Origin of the sequence: Litoribacter ruber (genome assembly GCF_018449405.1) — a bacterium.
Lineage (GTDB): Bacteria > Bacteroidota > Bacteroidia > Cytophagales > Cyclobacteriaceae > Litoribacter > Litoribacter ruber.
The window spans coordinates 35,680-59,058 of record NZ_JAHCMY010000014.1 but is presented as its reverse complement, the minus strand read 5'-3'; the positions used below and the strand labels follow the sequence as shown (position 1 = coordinate 59,058).

Sequence of the window (23,379 nt, the reverse complement as noted above, 5' to 3'; positions counted from 1 at the left end):
GTGCATAAAAAAAGGGAAGCTTTTGGCCTCCCCTTGAATTAAATATTATCCAATGTGTGCTTAATGAGTCTGTCGACCACCTCAGCAGGATTATCTACAAATTGATGTGCTACCCGATTTGCGACTATGGCGTTAAGGCTTAGCGTCTCGTGCCCCAGCATTCTTCCCAATGCATAATAGCCAGCCGTCTCCATTTCAAAGTTGGTCAGCTGAAAGTCTCCCAATTTGAAACCTGACAAGCGTTCGATTATATCCGGTATGGCTGGCTTGAGTCTCACTTGCCTGCCCTGTGGGCCAAAAAAGCCCGGACATGTGGCCGTATTGCCAATCACCAGGCCAGTGCCCAGCTTTGTCAACAGTGTCTTGGAGCCCTCAAAACAATAGGGTGCAAAGGGAATGTCTAATGCTTTCTGTAAGCCTTCCCCAACGGCTACTTCCTCATTGCTTTGCTCAGCGGTGTAAAAGGTCATTAGGGTGTCTAAACCTACCCCATAAGCAGAGGCAAGCAGAGCACCTGCGGGAATGTCCTGCTGCATACTTCCTGAAGTCCCCACCCGTACAATATTCAGCGATGTGTGTTCTTCCTTGGGCAGCCTAGTTTTAAGGTCAACATTAACCAGCGCATCTAGCTCTGTCATGAAGATTTCAATATTGTCGGTCCCCATGCCAGTACTCATCACCGTCAGACGTTTCCCCTTGTAGGTACCCGTATGGGTGACAAATTCACGCTTGCTTACCTTCAACTCCACATGGTCGAAATGCTGCGTAATGGCCTCAACTCTATCCGGGTCTCCCACTGTGATGATGTCATGGGCGATGTCTTCCGGTTTGAGGTGAAGATGGTAGATGCTTCCGTCCGGATTGATAATCAGTTCCGATGCTGGTATGGGATTAGTCATGTAGAGATCTTATTTTGTCTTTATCGGGCTTTCTGTATAAACCTTTATATGGGTTGTAGCCGTTGGTGTTTTTCTGATAGTAACCAGTACCGTTGTAAGGCCTTTTTTCTGGGTTCTCCTTACACTCTTCAGAGCAGGCTCCCTCCATTTTCCAGCCGCACTCCTCGCAGATAGGTACGTGGATATTGCAGGTTGGATTAGCACAGTTTACCATTCTGTCGGACTTGGTTTCGCAGACATAACAGGTGGAAAGCACGGTTGGATTTACCTTGTTCACATCCACGGCTAACCTGTTATCAAACACGTAGCATTTTCCTTCGAAATCTTCTCCATCGGCCTCCATGCCGTATTTGATGATCCCTCCATGAAGTTGGTATACGTCTTCAAAGCCCTGCTCCAATAGATAGGCGCTGGCTTTTTCACATTTGATTCCGCCAGTACAGTATGTAAGGACTTTTTTGCCTTTGAGGTGCTCAAGCTCCTTTACCTTTTCAGGAAAATCCCTGAAATTGTCAATATCCAAGGTGATGGCATTTTTGAACTTGCCAAGCTTATGCTCGTAATTTGATCTCACATCCAGAATTACCACGTCATCCTGGTCTTTCAGCTCCTTGAATTCTTTTGGCTCCAAGTGCTTGCCGGTCCGCTCATTCGGGTTGATGTGGCGAAGGCTGGAGTGAACGATTTCCTCCTTGGCTCTCACGTGGATCTTGTTGAAGGCATGTTTGTCATGCGAATCAATCTTAAACTCGGTTTTGGCAAAGCGAGGGTCCGAAGTGACATACTCCATATATTTTGAGCAGTCCTCCTTCAAACCTGAAACCGTTCCGTTGAGGCCTTCCGATGAGATGATGATTCTGCCCCGGATGTTGTTTTCCACACAGAAAAGGTGGTGCTCTTCCCTATAAGCTTCAGGGTCTGCTATATGGGCATAGCAGTAGTACAAAAGGATTTGATAATCTTGATTTTCCATAAAACATTGGCCCTGATTCCAGCAGGGTGTTTTTATTGTTGATGTTTTTGAGACTGAAGACCGGAGCCTGCCATCCCTTTGGGGAGGTAAACCTGACTCCGAAGAGGCAGGACCGGAGACCGAGTACAGAGAGATTTTTTCTCTGTGTACTCTGAGACTCTGTGGTTACCTACTTCCGTGTTTACTTTTTCGAAATACTGGCGGCAGGGTTTCCAAAGACTGTGTCTTCTTCTTCCACATCCGCTATCACTATGGATCCGGCGCCGATACGTGCGTTTTTTCCTACGGTAATCCCTGAAATAATAACGGCACCAGAACCAATGAACGCTCCTTCACCGATTTTAGCTCCCGAATTAATCACTGCTGATGCGCCCACCTGCACAAAGTCACCGATTTCTGCTTGATGGTCGATGGTAGCTCCGGTATGGAATATGCCATGCGAACCTATTTTGGCGGCTGTGCCTATGTTCACTTTTGCATTGATAAAGTTACCATGGCCGATTTCGGCATCCGTGGAAATGTAGGCAGATTTATGAATGGCGTTGACAGGTTGTGTTTTGCGTCGCTCGTTTAGCATTTTTACCAAAAACTTCCTGTACTTGGTGTCATCAATAGCTACAAATGCCTCACACTTCTGCCCGATCAATTTCAGGAACCCGTCATCTTCAGGATTTCCCAGTACAGGAATCACGTTGATTTCAGTACCATGTAATTTCTCATCCTCATCCAAGAAACCGTACACGACCACTTCATTGCTGTTGAAAATCTCCAATGCTGGCCTGGCTATGCCCTTGGCTCCGAATATAATTACTGGTTTTTCCATAATGTCTTTTATTTGGCCACAAAATTACGGCAAAATGCCTGTACAACCAAAAAACCTTATGGTAATGCATGTCCTAGGTCAACTGTTTCATGTTTGGGCGAAGAACGTTTTGGCCAATTTTGCAGTCCAGGCATTTCTTTTGGATGCAGTAGTTGTTGTGCAGCCCAATCATCCCTTGGGTGTCAAATGCCGTGCTGGCTGCCCAGTTGATGTCCCTAAATCTCTTAATGATAAAATTATCCTCAGCCTGCAGGGCCTGCAAAAAATCAAAACACTTGTCCTGCCACGTCTGATCGTCTATGTATTGCCCATAGGCAAACCAAAGCGGCACCACAAAATTGATGGCCAATAGATGCAAGGTTTGGGCACTGAGGACTTTGCCGAGCTTACGCTGGGTGGTCTTGGAAGGTGCATAGTGGTGGGTCCAGTACATGGGCACCTCCTTTAGAAAAATCCCTTTCATAGACTCCATGGTGTTGGCAGCCGTGAGGATCGTGGAAAGTAGGTTGGGGCTTTTGCATAAGATGTGGGCGAGCTGCACGATTCTTACGCTGGGAAAATTGCCCGGCCGAACTCCCATAACTTTCCAATCGGTATGGAAGAGGGATTGGGGGAGCTGGTATTTTTTCTGGTGAAATTCAAATTCCCTTCTAAGAAACAAAGTATAATCATCGGGCTGATTGTTTTCCAAAAGTCCAGCCTGCCCCAATAGCAATGCTTCCACAATCCCAGGGTGGTTAGCGTGTTTCTTGATCAGTTTATAAGGTAGGCTTTTGGCCAAAAGAAGCATGGCCTGGCTGTTGGTTTTAAACCCAAAACAATGAAACAGCCATTGATAGGTGGTTTCTTCCCAGTCGCCCATATTTTCCTCCAGAAGTTTTTTTACCGTAAGGCTTTTTTCCAGAAATCTCTCTACCAGGGCCTTTTCCAGCATGCTAAATTTCAGGATGTCAGAAACCTCCCCCAGCGTTTCGCTACAAAGGATATTTTGCTGCCCGGAGATCAGCCTTTCATAATTTCTCAAAACGTCCAGAAAGATCTTTCCTTTTAGCTCCAATGTGGGGATAGGGGTGCCATCGGGGTGTTTTATTTCCTTGTCGTGTTCATAGACCACGTGGAGTATCACGCTTTCGTAGCGCCCATCTGTTTGATGTTCGTGGGCCAGCCAGTCTGAGGACTTTAAGTGGATTTCAATATGGCCATAATAGGTTAGCTTTCCGATGTCGACCTGAGCCTCAAGAAAATCCGGGCCTTCATGGAAGTTGTGAAACCCTATCTTTTTGATGGATAAAGGAATGCCCAAAGTGCTTCTTAGGTCATTTTTGTCAAAGTATTGGTATTTCCATACCAATTGGAGGAAGTTTTCTTGAAAAACCATATAAGAAAAAGTATAAAGGTTTGGTCTAAAAATCTGGTATTGAAACCTTTATAAAGATAAGTTTAAAAAATAAAGAATGGAAGGGCTTATCCCATATATTTTTCTATCAAAGCCGCCATCTCTTTTTGAAGGGATCGAGCCGCCTTCTGTGCCTTTTCGGCAAAATCTTTTCCGTTGGAGGCATATATTATTCCCCTTGAACTGTTTACCAATAGCCCGCAGTCCTTCGTCATGCCATATTCTGCCACTTCCTCAAGACTTCCGCCTTGCGCTCCTACACCTGGAACCAGGAAAAAATGGTCTGGCACTTCTTTTCTCACTTCCCCGATCTTTTCGCCGCGCGTTGCGCCCACTACGTACATGAGGTTGTCCTCATTGCCCCAGTTTTGGCTTGTTCTCAGCACATTTTTAAACAGTGGCGTCTCGTTCTTGTCAGTTAGCAATTGAAAATCCTGGCTGCCTACATTGGATGTCAAAGCCAATAAGATTACCCACTTGTCCTCAAATTCCAGAAAAGGCTCCACGCTGTCCCTCCCCATATAGGGAGCCACGGTGATGGAGTCAAAGTCCATTTGCTCAAAAAATGCTTTTGCGTAAAGTTTGGAGGTGTTTCCGATGTCTCCCCTTTTTGCATCAGCAATCGTGAATATTTCCTTTGGGATATAATCAAGGGTTTTTTTCAGGCTTGCCCACCCCTTTGGCCCCAAGGCCTCATAGAATGCGATGTTTGGCTTGTAGGCAACCGCAAACTCAGCCGTGGCATCTATTATAGCCTTGTTGAATTCAAAAATAGGGTCTTCTAGTTCTAAAAGATGTGCTGGGATTTTCTCCAAATCCGTATCTAGTCCTACACAAAGGAAAGAGGATTTTTGTTTGATCTGTGCAATAAGGTCGGCCTTGTTCATGATGCTGGGGTTTGAGGCAAAATTAGAAAAATTTGCCATACTCTCCAGTTTTGCCTGGCCAAATCCTGCGGAGGAAGATTGCTACTACCTCCTAGTAAAAAGTGTTTGATGGTTAATCAACCATCTATTTTTTCATTGTAAAGGTCCCAAATTGGAAAAATAAGATCATGATCGTTCCAATTGAGATTGCCGTCTACGATATCAAAGGCTGAGAATTCTTTTTCATTTAAATATTTCTTTATGGATGGATGGGTTGATTTACACAAAAACGCCTTAAAGTCAACTAGTTTTTCAGCCCCGTTATTAAACTTTAATCTAATCACATAATCTGCTAAATATTTGGCTGAAGAGATTTTCAATTGCTCTTGGCTTTGTACTTCATTTATATAATCAACAGAGATCTTCATGATATACGCTTTGTTATTTTCTCAAATTCAATTTCCTTATGATATACGAAATAGCTAACCCATTTATCAACTATTTCATAGGAGTATTTTTCCAAGAAAATTTTGAAATCTTTCAAATCTTTTCCCTTGAGCGGTTTGACTCCTTTAATATTTGTAATTTTTATCTCTTTAATTTCCCCATTCAATATATAGAACTCTGCTTTACTCTCATATCCTCCTTTTTTAGCATGGACATGAATTGGCTCATGCTCATTGGAGTAGAAAAAAGCAAAATCCCTAAGTATTCAAAAATTTTTGGCATCCTGAATTTTATTAATGTATCAATTTACAAAAAAAATACCAGTATTGGGTTGGAAATCAGGGTGCAAGTCTGTGATACTTGACAGGTTTGAGTCTCCTTTACCTTAGGCAAGGCTTTTACGAGTTACCATATTCTATAGGCCAGCTTCGCCCCTCCAGTAGGCAAAATGGTGCCTGAGCCAGCGTGGAAATCATTTAAATAGCCTACTCCAATCTTGACAGTATAAAATAGCCTTTCAGATAAATTTCGCTGGATGCCCCAGTGAATTTCCGCTATTACCACATCGTTTATGGCAGGGTGGGAGGGGGCAATGTCAAAATCTCCCGACCGCTGAATTAAACCGCTGCTCACGTATTTTAATTGGGCCCCAAAGAAATTTCCGGCATTGTTTGCAGAAAAATTCCTAGCCCTATTCAGGTTATAATACCTCCTGATTCCTGTAGCCAGATGAATGGACGGGAATTCTCTATAATGAAAAGAAACCTCATTGGAGGTGTTAAGATTGAAGCCGCCCCCAGCGTGCAGATTGAATTCACTCACCCAAGCATTGTTCAGAGGAAGCTCATAACCAATACCCAAACCATGGACTCCCACTTCAATTTTAGCGACTGGAGAGAGGAGGGTTTGGGAATAAGATTTTGTATGAAGGGAAAATGAAATACCTACAAGAATGAATAAAAATTTTAGTTTCATAAGAAAATGAGATTAGTTAAACAGATTGATTTGTCTAAACTAATAATTTTTTCCTTGTGAACTAGAATTGCTGGGTGTTTAAACCTGTTTTAAATAAAAAAAAGCCCTCTCTTTCGGGGGGCTTGTCATTTCTAGTGATGATAAAATCTCTTTTAAAAGCTATTCAATTTTTCTCCGCGATGAAGANAAACCTGTTTTAAATAAAAAAAAGCCCTCTCTTTCGGGGGGCTTGTCATTTCTAGTGATGATAAAATCTCTTTTAAAAGCTATTCAATTTTTCTCCGCGATGAAGAAAACTCCGTGAAACTCTCCCGATTCGCTTTGCTGCTCGGGACAGGCTGTGCTAAACTCTGTGAAACCCTAATAAAATTCAGTGTCCCCTTCTTTCCGCGATGAAGCTTTGTGCTACTTCTTTTAAACTTTGAGTCCTTTGTGGCCAATTTTTTTACTTATTCCGTCTCCGGTCTTCACCGCAAGTCTATAATCTCCACTCCCGGATGCTCTCCTTTGTGGAACACAAAGTGACTGTCCGGAAGATTGGCATCTGTTTTTAGGTCCTTAAACTGGTAATCCAAAACCCCACCAGAGTTGTCCCACATTTTCCAGCCTTGGATGTTGTTGTTGCCCTTATCTATATAAAGAATAATTCTCTGAAACTGGTTATTCTTGTTTTCAGCCGTCAGTTCAACCTCCTGCACACTCTTGCCATTCAGTTTTTTCTCATCTTTCAATTTGTAATTATATCCTTTTTTGTAAAGGTTATAAACATTGGAAGGGGTCAATTCATCGATGTCTCCATCCACCTCGCTTATGGTCACTTCTTGGAAGCCATCCGACTTGATCAAAGTCCAAGAGGTTTTTCCGTCGTTCCAAATCTCCTGATTGGGGAGCGTTAGGCGGTACATGTTGCCCTTCAAGGAAACCTTGCCTGAATTGGTTTGATCTATATCATCCTGATCATGGGTGAAAGTATATTCAAATTTACCCTCCATGCCATTCATGTTTTGATAGCGCTTACTCACCGCATCCAACAAATTTTTGGCTTGTTGGTCCTTTTGGGCAAAAGCCCCAAAGAAAATCCCGGCAAATAAAACAAATGTTAAGAAATTAAACTTTCGCATGGATAATATTTTTTATTTATAAACTGTTCAACAACTGTTCCAAACTTTGTTCGTCGTGAATCAGTACTTCTCTCGCTTTACTGCCTTCAAATGGCCCCACTATACCCGCTGCTTCAAGTTGATCTACTATTCTGCCGGCTCTGTTATAGCCTAATTTAAGCTTCCTTTGGATCAGGGAGGTACTTCCCTGCTGGTGAAGCACGATCAATCTAGCCGCGTCATCAAACATCGGATCACGGTCTGCCAAATCCACATCTCCAACACTGCTTTCTCCATCTTCTCCTACAAACTCAGGAAGGAGATAAGCATCGCTATACCCGTTTTGCTCCCCGATCCAGTCGCAGACAGCGTCTACTTCCGGAGTATCAAGGAAGGCACACTGGATTCTGGTCACTTCAGATCCAACCGAAAGCAGCATGTCACCCATACCAATCAACTGTTCTGCCCCGCCAGCATCCAAGATGGTCCTACTGTCAATCTTGGAGGTCACCCTGAAAGATAGTCTCGCCGGGAAATTGGCCTTGATAATACCCGTGATCACGTTTACCGATGGCCTCTGGGTGGCAACCACCAAGTGGATACCAATGGCCCTGGCAAGTTGCGCAAGTCGGGCTATTGGAGCTTCTACTTCCTTGCCCGCCGTCATCATCAAGTCTGCCAACTCATCGATCACCAAGACAATATAAGGCATGTAGCGATGGCCCTTATCAGGATTCAGCTTTCTTGCTACAAACTTCCCGTTGTATTCTTTCAAGTTTCTGCAACCTGCATCTTTTAGCAGATCATAGCGGTTGTCCATTTCGATACAAAGAGAGTTCAGCGTGTAGATTACTTTCTTTGTATCTGTAATAATAGCCTCTTCCGCATCCGGTAGCTTGGCCAGGAAATGCCTTTCTATTTTATTGAATAGCGTCAATTCCACCTTCTTGGGATCCACCAGCACAAACTTCAACTGGGAAGGGTGCTTTTTGTAGACCAAAGAAGCCAAGATCATATTTAGCCCGACAGACTTACCTTGTCCTGTGGCTCCTGCCATCAGCAAGTGGGGCATTTTGGCCAAGTCCATGACAAACACTTCGTTGGAAATGGTTTTGCCCAATGCTACAGGCAGCTCCTTGTCGCTTTTCATGAACTTCTCGGTACCTAGAACCGCACGTGCCGGCACGAGCTCCCTGTTCTTATTGGGAACCTCGATACCAATGGTGCCCTTGCCCGGAATAGGGGCAATGATCCTGATACCCAGTGCTGCTAAACTCAACGCAATGTCATCTTCCAAGTTCTTGATTTTGGATATTTTAACGCCCTTGTCCGGCACGATTTCATACAAGGTAACAGTTGGGCCAATGGTGGCCTTGATCTCCTGAATTCCGATCTTAAAGTTGACCAGCGTCTCTACGATCTTGTTTTTGTTTTCCTCAAGCTCCTGACGGGTTACCGTCACCTTCTGCAAATCATATTCATTGAGCAGGTCCAGGGTTGGGTATTGATAACGAGGCAGGTCCAGGGTCGGATCATAGGGATCCAGGTTTTGAACCTCTTCCTCAGTTTTTTCCTCTACGGGTTTTTCAATGCTGAATTTCTTCTCTTCCTCCTTTTCTTCGACTGGCTCGTCCTCTACTGCTCCCAAGGTGTCCTCAATATTGAAGGCGGGCTCGGAAGTAGGCTTGGTTGGCTTGGGCTTGTTTTCGTCCTTTACCGTCCAGCTGCTCCCATCATCGATAGCGTCATTCTCTTCTTCCAGACTTTCCTTGATCAGCTTATCCATCACTTCCTCTTCATCCTCAATTACCTCTTCCTCTCTCGACAATGACTTAATAGGAGCTGGTTCTTTGGCTGGAATTACCTCCTCGCCTTCAGCAGAAGAGGCATTGAATGCGGTGATATTAAAGTAAAAGATCACAAAGATCAGCAGCGATCCGAAAATCAGGATAAAGGTGCCCCAGCCCAGAAAATCATCGGCAAACTTGGCCAGCTCATAACCGAACCCTCCGCTCAAGAAACCCAAATAGGAATAATTATCGGCCAAATGGACCACATAACCCATCAGAAGACCCAGCCAAAAGATGAAAAACAGGGCAAATGTGCTGTAGCTCGAAAGGCTCATCAGGGATTTCTTGAAAGAAAGCTTAAAGCCCAAAAGAAACAGGTAGGGGGGCAACAGAAATGCAGCCAAGCCAAACCACCTGAATATCATGTAATGGGACACCATCGCGCCTGTGAAGCCCAGCCAGTTTCTGGCCTCGGCGGCATTTTCCCTAGATGCCATGTCCTCAGAAAGCACCACGCTCTGGTCGGCCTGCCCGCTGAAAATATAGGCCAAAAAGGCAAACAACAGAAACAACGCCACCATCATGAACACCACCCCAAGGGATAGCGCCAGTTTTTGGTCCTTAATAAACTTAAGTGAAAAATTGAACTTGGTCTTCTTCTTCGAAGCGGACTTATTGCTGTCCTTTTTCTTAAAAGTATTAGTCTTATAGGTATTCGTAGCCATTTAACCAGTTGGTTTTTTGATAAATAGAACTGAAATATAAAAAATCTCAGCCTTTGTAATAACGGAGCAACCCTTTTTTAATTTCCTTCACGATGCCCGGCCCCTCGTATATCATGCCTGAATAGACCTGCACCAACGATGCGCCAGCCTCCAACTTCTCAATGGCATCCTGGGCGGTAAATATGCCACCCACCCCGATGATAGGGAAAGCCTTCCCTGACTTTTCTACCAAATAGCGGATCACTTCTGTACTTCTGTTTTTCAAAACCTTGCCACTGACTCCACCTGCCCCTATGGATTCCACTTCGTTTTTGGAGGTTGTCAGTGCGGATCGGTCGATGGTGGTGTTGGTGGCTATCACACCGTCAATCTTTGTTTCTTTGACAATATCAACGATGTCGTCAAGCTGCCCATCCGTGAGATCAGGGGCAATTTTCAGCAGAATTGGTTTAGGGTGAGGTTTCTTGTCGTTGGCGGCCTTTACGGTGAGTAGCAGTTTTTTCAACGGCTCTTTTTCCTGCAGGTCACGCAAATTGGGGGTGTTTGGCGAGCTTACATTCACCACAAAGTAGTCCACGTAAGGATGCAATGCCTCTAGGCAGTACAGGTAATCCTTGTCAGCATCCTCGTTTGGAGTCACCTTGTTTTTTCCGATGTTGCCGCCGATGATTACGTCTGATTTGCGTTTTTTAAGTCTTAGAATTGCCTCGTCTACACCTCCGTTGTTAAAACCCATGCGGTTGATGAGGGCTTCGTCTTGAGGCAGGCGGAAAAGCCTGGGCTGAGGGTTGCCCTCCTGCGGTTTAGGCGTCAGGGTTCCAATCTCGATAAAGCCAAAACCCAGCATGGCCATTTCATCAATCAATTTGGCGTCCTTGTCAAACCCGGCAGCCAAGCCGATAGGGTTTTTGAACTTCAGTCCAAAAACCTCCCTTTCCAAAAGCTTGTCCTCCAAAGAATACTGGCTTTTGACCACCTGCTTGATTACCGGAAGGTTGAAAACCCTCTTGGTCAATGAAAACGTGAAATGGTGGGCTGCTTCGGGCTGTTTTCTGAATAAAATGGGCTTAATAAGGGATTTGTACACAATGCAAACGGGTTTATCTCTGACTCAAAATTTCGCCTTGCAAGTTAGGCCAAATTTAAAAGACTTCCATCATTCAACCCCACCAATATCCTTCTCCCGTCTTCGGTCCTTTTTTAAAAGTTTCTCGCAAAGACCGCCAAGGAATCGCAAAGATCGCAGTTTTCATTTTCTCCACCCCCTCTCTCTCTGCCTCGGAACCTTTGTGCTTTTTTTCTTTCGTCTCCGGTCTCCCTTCTTGGCGGGAAAGAAACTTTGTGTAACTTCTTTTATCCTTTGTGTCCTTGGTGACCCTTGTTTTTGCTCCGGTCCTGCCTCTGCCGAGTTAGGTTTACCTCCCCAAAGGGATGGCAGGCTTCCACCTCTTCCCCTAAATCTCCGGTTGAGAAATCATGATATATAAAAAGAAGGCCAATAGGGCAAGGATGACAAAGCCCAAAATGTAAAGTAATGGCTGGAATTTACGCTTATTGCTCATGGGTACGGTATGGTTGTTTGGTTAAAAAGTTTTTCCTCTCGGGTGGAATTCCGTCAATACCTGCCTCAAATAATCCCTGTCCAGATGGGTGTAGATTTCCGTGGTGGTGATGCTTTCATGACCCAGCATATCCTGCACGGCTCTCAGATCAGCGCCACCTTCTATAAGATGGGTGGCAAAAGAATGCCTAAAGGTGTGCGGACTCACGCTTTTGCGGATCCCGGCTGCTTCTGCAAGCTTCTTAATAATCAAAAATACCATCACTCTGGAAAGCTTCTTCCCCCGATTGTTCAAAAATACAAACTCCTCATGTCCCTTGGCAGGTGTGACTTCCTTTCTGCTGTGCTTCAAATATAGTTCCAAGTATTTCAAAGCCTCTTTCCCAATGGGGACCAGCCGCTCTTTGTTGCCTTTTCCGATAACGCGGAGAAAGCCAATGTCTTTATAAATGTTGCCCAGCTTCAGGTCGGTGAGCTCCGACACCCGCAGCCCGCTGGCATACAGGGTTTCGATCATGGCCCGGTTGCGGTGGCCTTCCTTTTCGCCAAGCTGTATGCATTCCAGCATTTGGGTGATTTCCTCATAACTGAGCGTCTCAGGCAGTTTTCGGCCCAATTTGGGTGCCTCCAGGAGTTGGGCTGGATCTTCGGTGATGAGGTCCTCATACATCAAAAACTTATAAAATGCCTTGATCCCGCTTATGATCCTGGCCTGCGTAAAAGCCGAAATGCCCATCTTTCCAAGCTCGATCGTAAAATCCTGCAGATGCCTGTACGTCAAGGTGAGGGGGGTGAGATCCGGGTAAAAATTTTCCGCAAAAGATTTCAGCTTGAACATATCCTGCTTATACGCCAAGACAGAATTCTTGCTCAATGACTTCTCGATCTTGAGATAATATTCAAATTGCTTTATTGCTTTTTCCCAGTTCATGGTGTAGTTAATAGTTGATAGTCCATAGTCCACAGACCACAGTCCACAGACCATAGTCCATGGTCCATAATATATTGTTCACGGTCCACAGACCATAGTCCATGGTTCACGGGAGCATGCTGTCACTCTTGATTTCAGTCAGCCCCTTTTTCCTTAATCAATTTTGCCGCGTGCAACTCTGCCTGGCCGCCGTCGCGGGCGTCCCCTTGCTATCCGCGAAGAAGCCTTTGTGTTCCTTCTTTTAAACTTTGTGTCCGTAGTGGCTAATTGCCTCCTCTAATACACGCATGTCACGTCCTAATTTTACATGTAACTTTTTTCTCCGCGAAGTGGCCTTTCCCGATCCGCTTCGCTACTCGGGACAAGTTGTGAAACTTCGTGAAAACCCTGACTGCCATCAGGCAAGTTTTGTGCACTTTGAGGCCATTTACCTCCGCGGAGAGAAAAACTCCGTGTAACTCCTTTTAAAAACTCTGCGAAACTCTGTGTCCCTTTCTTTCCGCGAAGAGCTCTTCGGTCTCCCTCCATTTTTTAATCTCCTTTCCAATCCCTAAATTTAACCTATGGAACGTTCCTAGTTTCAATCTTTTCACTTTTCTTTCAAACCGACCTAGCGCATTATGCTCAAAATCCTGATCATCAACGGGCCAAACCTCAATCTTTTGGGGACACGTGAACCGCATATTTATGGAAGCCAGACTTTCGAGGAGTTTTTCGAAACCCTCCAGGCTGATTTTGCAAATATGGAGCTTCACTATTTGCAAAGTAACATTGAAGGGGAGCTCATCAATAAAATCCATGAGGCAGGCCGTGATTTTGATGGTGTTTTGCTCAATGCTGGTGGTTATACGCATACATCTGTGGCCATATCCGATGCCATTGCGGGGATAAGCGTGCCCGTGCTGGAAATTCACATCAGTAACATTTATAAAAGGGAAACCTTCCGCCACAAAAGCATCATCAGCCAGGAGTGCGCAGGCATGATTTCTGGACTGGGGCTTCAAGGCTACCGTTTGGGCCTTCAATATTTTCAGGATCTAAAAAAATAAACCGATGATTTCTTTTTCCCCAGGACCTTCACAGGTTTTCCCCCAGCTGCCAAAATATTTTCAGGAGGCCTTTGTTAAGGACATCCTGAGCGCCAACCACCGCAGCCGGACCTTTATGAACATGTATCAGGAAGTGATACAGCTGTTCAAAGAAAAACTGCACATGCCCGATGATTATCAGCTGCTTTTTACCTCTAGCGCCACAGAAAACTGGGAAATCATCTCCCAGTCCTTGACCATCAAGGGCACCTTTCATTTGTATTCGGGAGCTTTTGGCAAGAAATGGTTTGATTATGCAAAGCATATCCATAAATCCACCGAAGGGATCAAATTTGATCCAGAGCAGGGCATCGAGCCTTTTAAGGTGGATATACCTCTGGACACGGACATTGTCTGTCTGACGCAGAATGAGACCAGCAATGCCTCCGAAGTGAATATGGAAACCCTGACGGAAATTAGGGAAAAGGCTGCAAATAAATTGCTGGCAGTGGACGCCACCAGCAGCATGGGCGGGATCGAGTTGGATTTCAGCTTGGCGGATATCTGGTTTGCCTCCGTTCAGAAATGTTTTGGCCTTCCTGCAGGCTTGGGGGTGCTGATCCTTTCCCCCAAGGCCGTACAAAAAGCCGAGCAGATCGGGGAAATCGGGCGGTACAATAGCTTGAATTTCATGCTCGAGAATGCCAGACAGTATCAGACCCATTACACCCCAAATGTGCTTGCCATTTACCTGCTCCAAAGAAGCCTGCAGGACCGTGAAGAAATCCAATTTACCGACAGGAAGCTGCGCGGCCGGATGCAGGAACTGGAAAACATCGTGGCCTCCAAGGATAAGTTTAGGTACCTGAACAAGTTTCCGGAACAGCGGAGCAGAACCGTCCTGGGCATTTCCGGGACCGAGTCCATGATCTCAGAAATCAAGGCTGCTGCCGAAAAGCAGGGGCTGGTCATGGGGAGTGGCTACGGAAGCCTAAAGAATATCAGCTTCCGAATCGCCAACTTCCCTGCTATCGATGATGAGCAGTTTGAAAAACTTAAGGGTTTCTTAAAAGAATTTTAATTTGCCTTGTTGGAAATATCAGAATTAAAAAAGTTAATTTCGCGCAAAATTTAAATTATGCTCGATTTTAAAGAAATTCTTTCGGTGACGCTGATCCTGTTTTCAGTGATCGACATCTTGGGTTCAATTCCCATCATCATAAATCTTAGACAGAAGGTCGGGCATATCCAGTCAGAAAAAGCCACCATTGCTGCAGGGGTCCTGATGGTTTTGTTTCTCCTGGTGGGGAAATCAATTCTGAACCTCTTTGGAATTGGGGTGGATGACTTTGCCATTGCCGGGGCCCTGATCATTTTTGCCCTGGGTGCCGAGATGATCCTTGGGATAGAAATCTTCAAGCCAGATCCTGAGGCTACCAACAGCGCATCGATTGTGCCCATCGCCTTTCCCCTGATTGCTGGTGCGGGGACACTTACCACTATTTTGACGCTCAAGTCGGAATATACCCAGCTCAATATCGGGGTGGGAATCGTGATCAACCTGATCATTGTCTACATCGTCCTGAAAAGCACCAACTGGCTGGAAAGAAAACTCGGAAAAACCGGGTTGGATGTGTTGAGAAGAGTTTTTGGCATTATTTTGCTATCCATTGCCATTAAGATTTTCAAGAGCAATTTATTTGAAGGAGTTTCCTTCTAAAGAAATATAACATGATCGTAATTTACACCGATGGAGCGGCCAAGGGGAATCCCGGGCCGGGAGGGTACGGGACAGTTTTGATGTACAAAGACCACCGCAAAGAACTTTCTGAGGGCTTTCGGCGGACTACCAACAACCGCATGGAGCTGCTGGCAGTGATCAAGGGGTTGGAGGAGCTAAAGGTGCAGGGCATCCCGGTGACCATCTATTCGGATAGTAAATACGTGGTAGATGCGGTCGAAAAGGGCTGGATCTGGTCATGGCAGAAAAAAGGCTTCAAAGACAAGAAAAACGTGGACTTGTGGAAGCGTTATATCCCACTACATCTGCGCTTCAAGCCAAAGTTTGTCTGGGTAAAAGGCCATGCGGGCAACAAGGAAAATGAAGTGTGCGACCAACTTGCCGTGGAGGCCTCCATGGGGCGGAATCTGCCGCCAGATGAAGGCTATGAAGCCCTGTCATGAAAGTAGCCAGGCCCTTCCGGTTTAAACAATTCACCGTAGAGCAGGACAGGTGTGCGCTGAAAGTGAATACGGATGCTGTTTTGCTTGGGGCACTTGCTTCTTTTGACCAACCTGAAAGAACCTTAGAAGTGGGGACGGGCAGCGGGGTGATCTCCCTGATGCTTGCCCAGCGGTACCCAAGCACTTTAATCACTGGGGTTGAAATCGAGGATGGCGCTTTTGAGCAGAGCAGAGGCAATTTCCAAAACTGCCCATGGTCGGATAGGCTTCAGGTTTTTCACCAGCCCTTCCAATCTTTTCGCCCTAAGGAGAAGTTTGACCTCATTGTCAGCAATCCTCCCTATTTTGAAAACCACCTGCAGAGTTCCAAAAAGAATCGCAACTTGGCCCTTCATACCAATAGCCTTTCTTTTGGGGAGCTATTGGACGGTGTGAAAGCCCATCTTTCCCAGCAGGGTAGATTTTTTTTGATCCTTCCGGAAAGGCAGATGGAGGAGCTGAATAGTCTTGCAGTTCAACTGGGATTCAGCCCAGTTTCCTCTACCTGGGTTTATGATAAGCCCGGTAGCCAGGCCCTCAGGGTTATACGTTCTTTTGGCCTAGGGGAAATTGGCAAGATTAATGAAGGCACCCTCACTATAAAAAATGCCGACAATGAGTACTCGCAGGAATATGCCTCCCTGCTGAAGGACTTTCTTTTGATATTTTGAGGTATATTAGAGGTAATAAATACTTTTTTTAGCCAATATGATCGTAAGCAGAAACCTGAAACCCGGACTGATCCTTCATTATACTTGGAGGCAGCTGTTGTATTATACCACCCTTTCCACGCTTATAGTGATCCTGCACGATGTGTATGAGATCGTGTTTTTCAACATCCCCTCTTACACCATCGCCGCCCTGGGGACTGCTCTAGCCATCTTTTTGGGTTTTAAAAATGATCACGCTTACGACAGATGGTGGGAGGCCAGGAAAATTTGGGGGCTAATGGTCAATTATAGCCGTGCCTGGGCAAGGCAGGTAATTACCATGATCATCCCACAGGATAACGCCGAGTATGCCGAGATGGCTGCTTTCCATCAAAAACTTGTCTATCGGCACCTCGCTTTTGTAAACGCATTGAGAGTGTTTTTAAGAAAGAGACATCTTTATAATGAGCCCCGACAGCGGGAGCTTTTTGAGGATGAGAACACTTATTTGGACGCAAAGCCTTTTTTGGAACCTGAAGAATATGCCGAGTTTGTCAAGAAAGATAACCCACCCAATTTTCTGCTTCAAAGACAAGGGGAGGACCTCAAATGGGCATTCCAAAAAGGCTGGATCAGTGATTACCGTTTTGTGAAAATGGAAGAAACCCTGGTGGACTTCAATGATATCCAGGGGATGAGCGAAAGGATTAAAAACACGCCATTACCAAGACAGTACACCTTTTTCTCCAGAGTTTTTGTTTTCATTCACTGTACCTTGCTTCCGATGGTCTTTATCAGCGAACTAGGCTGGAAAACCATTCCGGTGGCGTTGGCGGTTTCCTTCGTATTCTTGGCCCTTGATCTGATAGGGGAGAGAACTGAGGATCCGTTTGAAAACAGGCTTGAAGACACGCCAATGTCGAGTTTGAGTGTGGCGATTGAAATCAACCTGAGGGAGCAATTGGAGGAAAGTCAAAACAACTTCCCTCCAAAAGTAAAACCTCAAAATGGGATCGTATTTTAGGCAGGTATGGCCTCAGACTTTTCGTTGAAGACAATGCCATGCTTTTCGAGTTCCCCAAGGATTGGAAGATAGATTTCCGGTTTAATGGGCAGTTGTAGGCCCTTAATGTCAAGTTTTCCATCCATGAATAGATCCACTGCGATAGCTAAAGGCAGGCCTACAGTCTTGGCCATAGCCGTGTAATCCTGGTTTTGGCCTTTGATCACCAGACTGGAGGTGATCTTTTCCACCCCTTCGGCAGTTTTGACTTCAAATTGATGCTGCATCACGATCATGTCTTTGTCATCAGCTTTCAAAGCCCATTTTTCCTCCAAAAGCGTCTGTAGAATTTTGGCCGGACTTCCCTTGAAGATAGGCAGGGGCTCATCGGAAAACATGCCCAGCCACTTAATCTTATCGATCACCTCATCGTCAATCCATGGCAGGAGTTCATGCAGTTTGTCCTCCTCCATTCGGCTTTCATGATTGGGGAGAAAGCTGTTGAAAAACATCCTTTTGGTGAAATTATCGGGAAGGTCCATCTGGAAACTATCATCCGTTAAGCCCAGCTGTACAAACACGTCCCAGCTTTTGCAGAAACCTGCCCTTCTCAACGTTCCCCGCAGGATGGTAGGAATGTTTTCAAGGCCATAAGTTTTCCTGTAACTTAGGGAGTCCCGGTTAGGGTAGCCATCAAATTCCCCAACCTCATCAAAATGGATCGGCTCAGTCCTTCGGAACAGCATGTGGTAGGGGATAAACTTCAGCTTGCCGTTACGGATAAATCTGGACACCCCTTGCCCAGCCAATACCACATTTCTGGGGTTCCAGGTGAATTTATATTTCCAGGGGTTGTCTTCACTTTCTGGGGCCAATAGCCCGCCGGTAAAGCTTTTAAACATCGTAATCTCATGCCCCTTTTTCTTCTCTTCGTCAATAATCTTCATGGCCGACATGTGGTCAATTCCCGGGTCAAGGCCGCATTCATTCAAAAAGAGCAAGTTTTTATTTTCGATCTCCTCTGCCATGGCCCGGAGATCATCGGATTCATAGGATGCGGTGAAGAAATGCTTGCCAAATTTCAGGCAGTCCCTTGCCACCACCGGGTGTAAAAAGGCGGGCAACATGGAGATCACCAAATCTGCCCGTCGTACCAGCGCCTCCCGTGCTGGCTGGTCGTGGATGTCAAGTATGGCCGCCTCGGCATTGGGCTGCCCCTTGGTTTTCTTCTCGGCTAGTTCCAAAGAAGTATCGGCTAAGATGATTTTGCGGTTTTTTAAATTTGCTTTCTCTATTAAATAATCAATCAGAACCGTAGCAGATTTTCCGGCCCCGATTATGAGGATGGTTTGCATAATAGTTTGGTTAAAAGGATCAGCTTGAAGATGGCCAATAATTTGTACAGGAAAAAATAAATCACGAAAAATAAGCGCTATAGGCTCGATTTGTAAATTTTTTCGTTAATTGAATCCCTTTTGAAATTCACCTTTTTGTATGAGTAAGAAAATAGAAAAAACCGTTAGCCTGGAATCTTTTGAGTGGAATGAGCTGGATGAAAACATCCAGGATCTTGTGGAGCAGGCCCGCCTTTCAGCATTGAAAGCCTATGCCCCCTATTCCAAATTCCATGTAGGAGCCGCACTTTTATTGGATAACGGCAAACTGCTTTCTGCCAACAATCAGGAAAACGCCTCTTTTCCCGTGGGCAACTGTGCCGAAAGGGTAGTGCTGGGTTTTGCCCATGCCAACCACCCGGAAGCCAAGCCGCTCAAGCTGGCCATTGCTGCCAGAAAAGGGGATGAAAAGAAACCAGTCTCCGTGACGCCCTGCGGGTTTTGCAGGCAAACCATCACTGAGTATGAGCAGCGGTACGGGCAACCTATTGAGATCTTTATGTTGGCCGCTGATGGGAGCGTGCTCAAAGCGGCAGGCATAGACGAGCTCCTGCCTTTTGGTTTCAAAGACCTCAACGGCTGATTATTTCCCGCCCCTTGGCGGCGTACCATATCCCTCCCATTAAATGCTGGAGAAAAATCTGGCTCTGGTAGGCATGATTCACATGGCCAAGGGCGGTGTAAAATACCCTGCCGCCATCATATTCATGGTGCCAGGCTATTGGGTGGTGGGTGATGTTCTTATCGCCGGTATCATAGGATTCCGGATCCACTTCCAGAAGTACTTTTACGTCTTCATTGAAATTTTTGAAATTATACCACTCATCGGTCCATAGCCATTCAGCAGGCAGATGTAAAGTGGAGGCATGGCTGTTGTCCTTGGTTTTTACTTTGGCAGTCTGGATCTCCGGATGGCTGGAAAACTGTGCCCCAATCAACTTGGTAAACCATTCCCATTCATAAGCGGTGTCAGTGGCGCTGTGGATGCCTACTACGCCCTTGCCGTCTCGTACAAATTTCTTGAAACCCTCCTGGTGGGGTTCAAGAAAGATCTCCCCGGTAGTATTAAGCAAAATGATGACGTCATACTCATGGAGGCGCTCCGAGGCGAAAATGTCTATGTCTTCGGTATGATCCAGTAAGAAAAAATTTTCCTTGGCGAGCTTTCTCAAGCCTTCCACCCCTGATTCTATGGATTCATGGCGGAAGCCCTCCGTGGTGCTGATGGCGATGGCTTTAAACTGAAAGTGCTGGGCCATGCCCAACACCGGCAAAAGGGAGGTTAATAATAGGATAAAAAGCTTTCTCATAAAGGTATTATTCTACAATTTCAAATTTTTCTGCCGCCTGCTTGCGGGTATAGGCATTAAAATGCCACCACTCGCTGCCTATGCCGTGGAAGCCAGCCTGTTTCATCACCTCCCTCAGCAGGCGCCGATTTTCAATATGTTGTTTGGTGATTTTGCCTTCTCTGAGCATCTGATTCTCTCTGTCCGGATAGGCCGCATAGCCAAAATGATCATACTTGGTGCCCATGTCGAGTGGCTCGCCACTGTCTTTATGGGCCAAAGTGAGGTCAACGGCCACTCCATAATTATGCAACCCGCCAATTTTCGGGTCGGCCACATAAAGGGGCTTGAGGCTGTCAGGCTTGTCCAGGTTGTCCCAAAGGATCTGCTGAACCGCCCTAGGTCTTACGCCATCATAAACCAAAAACGTCAAACTGGAATCTTTTTCTTGTAGATACAGGAAAGCCTTTTCCATCATGTTCACCACTTCAGGCTGCAGGTAAGCGTTTTCCAGGTCATCATACACATCCCTTCCAAAGAAATTGTCGGTCGTGCTGTACTTAAGCTCAACCAGAATTTCCGGTATCTGCTCTTGTATGTTGACCAAGCCAGCATCCAAAAACCTTTCATCCCAGGCCGTAAGCTGATTTGCTTCCTCGGAGAAATCAAAGGATCTGGTAGATGACTCGTCCACCTCAAAAGTCGCCGGCCCCAAGTCGTCAGCGCTTATGTTGTCCTTTGGGTCAGAACAGGCGGCTGCTATCACAGCGAAAATTGGCCACAGGTTCTTCATAGGTCTTTCATTACAATGGTACTGTTTGCCTGGGCCGTGGGTAGCACCACGACATCAGCCAACACCACATGAGCAGGACGGGTAGCAGCAAACACGACGATATCGGCTATATCCAGGGCTTGCAAAGGTTCATACCCTTTGTAGACAGGACTGGCTTTTTCAGCATTCCCTTTAAACCTGACGAGGGAAAACTCGGTTTCTACCAGCCCTGGATGAATCCCCATCACCTTGATGCCATATGGATTCAGGTCAATTCGCATGCTCCTCGTCAGGGCATCCACGGCATGCTTGCTGGCACAGTACACGTTGCCATTGGGGTACACCTCTTTTCCCGCAATGGACCCAATATTTATGATCTGGCCCGACCTCCTTTCAGTCATGCCTGGGATCAAAGCTTTGCTTACATAAAGCAGCCCCTTAACATTAATGTCAATCATGGCGTCCCAATCATCCAAGTCGCCCGTTTGGATTGGCTCCAGCCCATGGGCATTGCCTGCATTGTTGACCAAAAGGTCGATGTCTTTCCATTCTTCCGAAAGGCCACTTATGGCGCTTGTCACCTCGATTTTGTCCCTGACGTCAAAAACCAGGTAAGTATATTTTACCCCCGCCGGCATTTCTTCTTGGAGGTTCTGCAATCTTTCTTCCCTTCTTCCGCAGGCGATGATGTCATAGCCGTTTTCAGCCAGTGCCAAGGCACAGGCTTTTCCGATTCCGGAGGTGGCCCCGGTGACAAAGGCAATCTTGTTTCCCATGAATGTGTGTAGTTAGGTTGGTTGTTAAGCTTACAATTTAAAGAATAATATGTATATCCGCAATTGCACCAGTAAGACGGTTAAAACTGCCTAATTCTTGTTCTGATGCAAGAATGGCCCTTGCTTCGGTCATCGGTCATCGGTCATCGGTCTTCCGTCCCCTCAGATAGAGGCTGGCATCATTGCGGATAATCATGAAGATTTAATACCAGTTGGGAAATAAAAAAGGCCCTCAATTGAGAGCCTGATCCATGTTATTGGAAATTGAGGTAGATGGTGATGGTCCTCATCCTGATGTCGGATATGGCCCCCGCGTAATTGGTATTGGTGTGGGATTCCTTGTAGAGGTTTCGCAAACCGTGCGAAAAGCGGATCTCGGGGGAGAATTTGAAGTATTCAAAGTAAATGTCAAACCCCATCCCAAATTCCAGGGCGATGTCACTTCCCAAAATCACCAGATCATCCTCATTGGCCTCGTCCTGCCCCTTTGTCCTGAATTGGGCATTTGCACCGCCGATAAAGAACATCCTGGTGTTGTTAAACCGCTGGGATTTGTATTTAAATAGTAAAGGAAATTCCACCAAGGTAGCCTCGGTAAATACATCTGTTGTAGTCAGAGGAATTCTATCCCCGCCAGGGGAGTAATCCGGGAGATCCGTTCGCCCATACGTATTGACAAGCGTTCTGTATTCATAGAAACCCACTTTGGGTGTGAACAGGACGTTGAACTGGTCGTGAAGCCTAAGCGTAGTCAGAAAGCCCAAGGAAAAACCCTGTGAGTGCACGGGCTGGATGCTATGGATAAAGTTATAAGGCCCGTTTGGATCCATATAAGCTTCCGAATATTTCAGCCGGAAAGAATTGGTATGGCCGGCTAAGAAGAAACCGTAGGAAATCAGGTCGTCATCCTGCCCGGCGGTACTCAGAAGTTTCTGCCCAAAGGAGTTTAAAAAAATGAAGGAGAAAAGGAAAGTTAACGCTACTTTTCTCCAATATAAATTGAGGCTATTCCAAATGTTAAAGGTTTGCATTGTGTGTTTTTAAAGCCTACTTTTCTCAGTACCTGCAGAAAGTCCTCCCCATCAGGGAATGCCTGTACCGATTCCGGTAAATATGTATAAGCAGAATTGTCCTTCGAAACAATTTTACCGATTTTAGGCAAAATGTGCTTAAAATAAAAATTATACAACTGTTTCATTGGAAACCTTTTGGGTTTTGAAAACTCAATAATGACGGTTTTCGCACCCGGTTTCAATACGCGGTTCATATCCGCGAGGCCTTTTTCAAGGTTCTCAAAGTTTCTTACCCCAAATGAAACGATGACAGCATCGAATTTATTTTCCTCAAACAGCAGCTTTTCGGAATCACCCAGCTGAAGTTCGATTTTATCCTCGAGCTTGCGCTTTTTAAGCTTTTTCCTTCCTTCGGCAAGCATGCCCTCGGAGATGTCCACGCCGATTACCTTGTCAGGATTCAGGGCTAGGGCCTCGATGGCAAAATCTCCCGTGCCGGTGGCGATATCCAGGATAAGCTTGGGTTGGTCGGCTTTGAGTAGCTTGACGGCCTTCTTTCTCCAGATGATATCAATTCCCATGCTAAGAACATGATTCAGCAAATCATATCTTTTGCTGATGTTGTTAAACATGGTGGCTACCTGAGCTTTTTTTCCTTCGTTTTGATCCTTGTAGGGTACTACTGCCATGGGGGTGATTTTTCAATTGAAGCGCAATATTACTAAGTAAACCCGAGCATTGGAAA

At 45.7% G+C, this 23,379-nt stretch carries 25 protein-coding genes; 7 read left to right on the top strand and 18 right to left on the bottom strand.

What is annotated here, in order from left to right; genetic code table 11:
* Positions 1-38: 38 nt before the first annotated feature.
* The 12 genes from KI659_RS16285 to xerD all read right to left on the bottom strand — a co-directional run bounded on the left by KI659_RS16285 (position 39) and on the right by xerD (position 12,486).
* Entirely contained in the window at positions 39-899 is an 861-nt protein-coding gene (locus tag KI659_RS16285) for a nucleoside phosphorylase (RefSeq protein ID WP_213946435.1), read from the bottom strand.
* Positions 892-1,872 carry an oxygen-dependent tRNA uridine(34) hydroxylase TrhO gene (trhO, locus tag KI659_RS16280; RefSeq protein ID WP_213946434.1) on the bottom strand — a complete coding sequence of 327 codons (981 nt, stop codon included), beginning with the start codon at positions 1,870-1,872 and terminating at the stop codon, positions 892-894. The genes KI659_RS16285 and trhO overlap by 8 nt, the downstream gene beginning before the upstream one ends.
* 181 nt (positions 1,873-2,053) lie before the next feature.
* Complete coding sequence (locus KI659_RS16275) at positions 2,054-2,695, bottom strand: acetyltransferase (RefSeq protein WP_213946433.1); 642 nt, start codon at positions 2,693-2,695, stop codon at positions 2,054-2,056.
* Positions 2,696-2,768: 73 nt separating this feature from the next.
* On the bottom strand, positions 2,769-4,073 hold the full coding sequence (locus KI659_RS16270) for a DUF2851 family protein (protein ID WP_213946432.1): 1,305 nt from the start codon (positions 4,071-4,073) through the stop codon (positions 2,769-2,771).
* A gap of 86 nt (positions 4,074-4,159) precedes the next feature.
* Positions 4,160-4,978, bottom strand: coding sequence for an orotidine-5'-phosphate decarboxylase (gene pyrF, locus KI659_RS16265; RefSeq protein WP_213946442.1), 819 nt, complete (start codon positions 4,976-4,978; stop codon positions 4,160-4,162).
* Between the two features lie 116 nt (positions 4,979-5,094).
* Entirely contained in the window at positions 5,095-5,385 is a 291-nt protein-coding gene (locus KI659_RS16260) for a DUF2442 domain-containing protein (RefSeq protein ID WP_213946431.1), read from the bottom strand.
* Positions 5,382-5,624: a DUF4160 domain-containing protein gene (locus KI659_RS18790; RefSeq protein WP_394370094.1), complete on the bottom strand. Its 243-nt coding sequence runs from the start codon at positions 5,622-5,624 to the stop codon at positions 5,382-5,384. The genes KI659_RS16260 and KI659_RS18790 overlap by 4 nt, the downstream gene beginning before the upstream one ends.
* A gap of 185 nt (positions 5,625-5,809) precedes the next feature.
* Complete coding sequence (locus KI659_RS16250) at positions 5,810-6,379, bottom strand: hypothetical protein (protein ID WP_213946430.1); 570 nt, start codon at positions 6,377-6,379, stop codon at positions 5,810-5,812.
* A gap of 467 nt (positions 6,380-6,846) precedes the next feature.
* Entirely contained in the window at positions 6,847-7,500 is a 654-nt protein-coding gene (locus tag KI659_RS16245; protein WP_213946429.1) for a LolA family protein, read from the bottom strand.
* Positions 7,501-7,516: 16 nt separating this feature from the next.
* Positions 7,517-9,994, bottom strand: coding sequence for a DNA translocase FtsK (locus tag KI659_RS16240; protein WP_213946428.1), 2,478 nt, complete (start codon positions 9,992-9,994; stop codon positions 7,517-7,519).
* 46 nt (positions 9,995-10,040) lie between these two features.
* Positions 10,041-11,081: a quinone-dependent dihydroorotate dehydrogenase gene (locus KI659_RS16235; RefSeq protein WP_213946427.1), complete on the bottom strand. Its 1,041-nt coding sequence runs from the start codon at positions 11,079-11,081 to the stop codon at positions 10,041-10,043.
* Between the two features lie 496 nt (positions 11,082-11,577).
* Positions 11,578-12,486 carry a site-specific tyrosine recombinase XerD gene (gene xerD, locus KI659_RS16230; protein ID WP_213946426.1) on the bottom strand — a complete coding sequence of 303 codons (909 nt, stop codon included), beginning with the start codon at positions 12,484-12,486 and terminating at the stop codon, positions 11,578-11,580.
* 620 nt (positions 12,487-13,106) lie between these two features.
* Here xerD and aroQ point away from each other — a divergent pair.
* From aroQ to KI659_RS16200, 6 genes are read left to right on the top strand one after another with little or no spacing between them, the layout of a single operon-like run.
* Positions 13,107-13,535, top strand: a complete 429-nt coding sequence (gene aroQ, locus KI659_RS16225; RefSeq protein ID WP_213946425.1) for a type II 3-dehydroquinate dehydratase — start codon at positions 13,107-13,109, stop codon at positions 13,533-13,535.
* 4 nt (positions 13,536-13,539) lie between these two features.
* Positions 13,540-14,595: an aminotransferase class V-fold PLP-dependent enzyme gene (locus KI659_RS16220; protein WP_213946424.1), complete on the top strand. Its 1,056-nt coding sequence runs from the start codon at positions 13,540-13,542 to the stop codon at positions 14,593-14,595.
* Positions 14,596-14,652: 57 nt separating this feature from the next.
* A complete protein-coding gene (locus tag KI659_RS16215) occupies positions 14,653-15,234 on the top strand; it encodes a MarC family protein (protein ID WP_213946423.1) in 582 nt (193 codons plus the stop codon).
* Between the two features lie 11 nt (positions 15,235-15,245).
* Positions 15,246-15,698, top strand: coding sequence for a ribonuclease HI (gene rnhA / locus KI659_RS16210; RefSeq protein WP_213946422.1), 453 nt, complete (start codon positions 15,246-15,248; stop codon positions 15,696-15,698).
* Positions 15,695-16,408, top strand: coding sequence for a tRNA1(Val) (adenine(37)-N6)-methyltransferase (locus tag KI659_RS16205; RefSeq protein WP_213946421.1), 714 nt, complete (start codon positions 15,695-15,697; stop codon positions 16,406-16,408). The genes rnhA and KI659_RS16205 overlap by 4 nt, the downstream gene beginning before the upstream one ends.
* A 37-nt stretch (positions 16,409-16,445) precedes the next feature.
* Entirely contained in the window at positions 16,446-17,411 is a 966-nt protein-coding gene (locus tag KI659_RS16200) for a bestrophin family protein (protein WP_213946420.1), read from the top strand.
* On the opposite strand, the gene KI659_RS16195 is transcribed toward KI659_RS16200, so the two are convergent.
* A complete protein-coding gene (locus KI659_RS16195) occupies positions 17,408-18,745 on the bottom strand; it encodes a saccharopine dehydrogenase C-terminal domain-containing protein (protein ID WP_213946419.1) in 1,338 nt (445 codons plus the stop codon). The genes KI659_RS16200 and KI659_RS16195 overlap by 4 nt on opposite strands.
* A gap of 139 nt (positions 18,746-18,884) precedes the next feature.
* On the opposite strand from KI659_RS16195, the gene KI659_RS16190 reads away from it, so the two are divergent.
* Positions 18,885-19,367: a cytidine deaminase gene (locus tag KI659_RS16190; RefSeq protein WP_213946418.1), complete on the top strand. Its 483-nt coding sequence runs from the start codon at positions 18,885-18,887 to the stop codon at positions 19,365-19,367.
* Here the strand turns inward: KI659_RS16190 and KI659_RS16185 are convergent.
* The 5 genes from KI659_RS16185 to ubiE form a co-directional block, all read right to left on the bottom strand.
* Positions 19,357-20,094 carry a ThuA domain-containing protein gene (locus KI659_RS16185; RefSeq protein WP_213946417.1) on the bottom strand — a complete coding sequence of 246 codons (738 nt, stop codon included), beginning with the start codon at positions 20,092-20,094 and terminating at the stop codon, positions 19,357-19,359. The two genes, KI659_RS16190 and KI659_RS16185, sit on opposite strands and share 11 nt — an antisense overlap.
* 7 nt (positions 20,095-20,101) lie before the next feature.
* On the bottom strand, positions 20,102-20,866 hold the full coding sequence (locus KI659_RS16180; RefSeq protein WP_213946416.1) for a M15 family metallopeptidase: 765 nt from the start codon (positions 20,864-20,866) through the stop codon (positions 20,102-20,104).
* On the bottom strand, positions 20,863-21,621 hold the full coding sequence (locus KI659_RS16175; RefSeq protein WP_213946415.1) for an SDR family NAD(P)-dependent oxidoreductase: 759 nt from the start codon (positions 21,619-21,621) through the stop codon (positions 20,863-20,865). The genes KI659_RS16180 and KI659_RS16175 overlap by 4 nt, the downstream gene beginning before the upstream one ends.
* A gap of 254 nt (positions 21,622-21,875) precedes the next feature.
* Complete coding sequence (gene porT / locus KI659_RS16170; RefSeq protein ID WP_213946414.1) at positions 21,876-22,652, bottom strand: type IX secretion/gliding motility protein PorT/SprT; 777 nt, start codon at positions 22,650-22,652, stop codon at positions 21,876-21,878.
* The gene (ubiE, locus tag KI659_RS16165; RefSeq protein WP_213946413.1) at positions 22,601-23,323 is read right to left on the bottom strand and encodes a bifunctional demethylmenaquinone methyltransferase/2-methoxy-6-polyprenyl-1,4-benzoquinol methylase UbiE; all 723 of its coding nucleotides are present in this window, start codon (positions 23,321-23,323) and stop codon (positions 22,601-22,603) included. The genes porT and ubiE overlap by 52 nt, the downstream gene beginning before the upstream one ends.
* Positions 23,324-23,379: the final 56 nt, after the last annotated feature.

Coding starts and splice junctions, on each gene's coding strand:
- KI659_RS16200 (WP_213946420.1), top strand. CDS start 16,446: ATGATCGTAAGCAGAAACCTGAAACCCGGACTGATCCTTCATTATACT.
- KI659_RS16185 (WP_213946417.1), bottom strand. CDS start 20,094: ATGAGAAAGCTTTTTATCCTATTATTAACCTCCCTTTTGCCGGTGTTG.
- KI659_RS16205 (WP_213946421.1), top strand. CDS start 15,695: ATGAAAGTAGCCAGGCCCTTCCGGTTTAAACAATTCACCGTAGAGCAG.
- KI659_RS16260 (WP_213946431.1), bottom strand. CDS start 5,385: ATGAAGATCTCTGTTGATTATATAAATGAAGTACAAAGCCAAGAGCAA.
- aroQ (WP_213946425.1), top strand. CDS start 13,107: ATGCTCAAAATCCTGATCATCAACGGGCCAAACCTCAATCTTTTGGGG.
- trhO (WP_213946434.1), bottom strand. CDS start 1,872: ATGGAAAATCAAGATTATCAAATCCTTTTGTACTACTGCTATGCCCAT.
- KI659_RS16270 (WP_213946432.1), bottom strand. CDS start 4,073: ATGGTTTTTCAAGAAAACTTCCTCCAATTGGTATGGAAATACCAATAC.
- KI659_RS16175 (WP_213946415.1), bottom strand. CDS start 21,621: ATGGGAAACAAGATTGCCTTTGTCACCGGGGCCACCTCCGGAATCGGA.
- xerD (WP_213946426.1), bottom strand. CDS start 12,486: ATGAACTGGGAAAAAGCAATAAAGCAATTTGAATATTATCTCAAGATC.
- KI659_RS16240 (WP_213946428.1), bottom strand. CDS start 9,994: ATGGCTACGAATACCTATAAGACTAATACTTTTAAGAAAAAGGACAGC.
- KI659_RS16275 (WP_213946433.1), bottom strand. CDS start 2,695: ATGGAAAAACCAGTAATTATATTCGGAGCCAAGGGCATAGCCAGGCCA.
- porT (WP_213946414.1), bottom strand. CDS start 22,652: ATGCAAACCTTTAACATTTGGAATAGCCTCAATTTATATTGGAGAAAA.
- KI659_RS16190 (WP_213946418.1), top strand. CDS start 18,885: ATGAGTAAGAAAATAGAAAAAACCGTTAGCCTGGAATCTTTTGAGTGG.
- KI659_RS16180 (WP_213946416.1), bottom strand. CDS start 20,866: ATGAAGAACCTGTGGCCAATTTTCGCTGTGATAGCAGCCGCCTGTTCT.
- KI659_RS16195 (WP_213946419.1), bottom strand. CDS start 18,745: ATGCAAACCATCCTCATAATCGGGGCCGGAAAATCTGCTACGGTTCTG.
- KI659_RS16215 (WP_213946423.1), top strand. CDS start 14,653: ATGCTCGATTTTAAAGAAATTCTTTCGGTGACGCTGATCCTGTTTTCA.
- rnhA (WP_213946422.1), top strand. CDS start 15,246: ATGATCGTAATTTACACCGATGGAGCGGCCAAGGGGAATCCCGGGCCG.
- KI659_RS16250 (WP_213946430.1), bottom strand. CDS start 6,379: ATGAAACTAAAATTTTTATTCATTCTTGTAGGTATTTCATTTTCCCTT.
- pyrF (WP_213946442.1), bottom strand. CDS start 4,978: ATGAACAAGGCCGACCTTATTGCACAGATCAAACAAAAATCCTCTTTC.
- KI659_RS16285 (WP_213946435.1), bottom strand. CDS start 899: ATGACTAATCCCATACCAGCATCGGAACTGATTATCAATCCGGACGGA.
- KI659_RS16245 (WP_213946429.1), bottom strand. CDS start 7,500: ATGCGAAAGTTTAATTTCTTAACATTTGTTTTATTTGCCGGGATTTTC.
- ubiE (WP_213946413.1), bottom strand. CDS start 23,323: ATGGCAGTAGTACCCTACAAGGATCAAAACGAAGGAAAAAAAGCTCAG.
- KI659_RS16220 (WP_213946424.1), top strand. CDS start 13,540: ATGATTTCTTTTTCCCCAGGACCTTCACAGGTTTTCCCCCAGCTGCCA.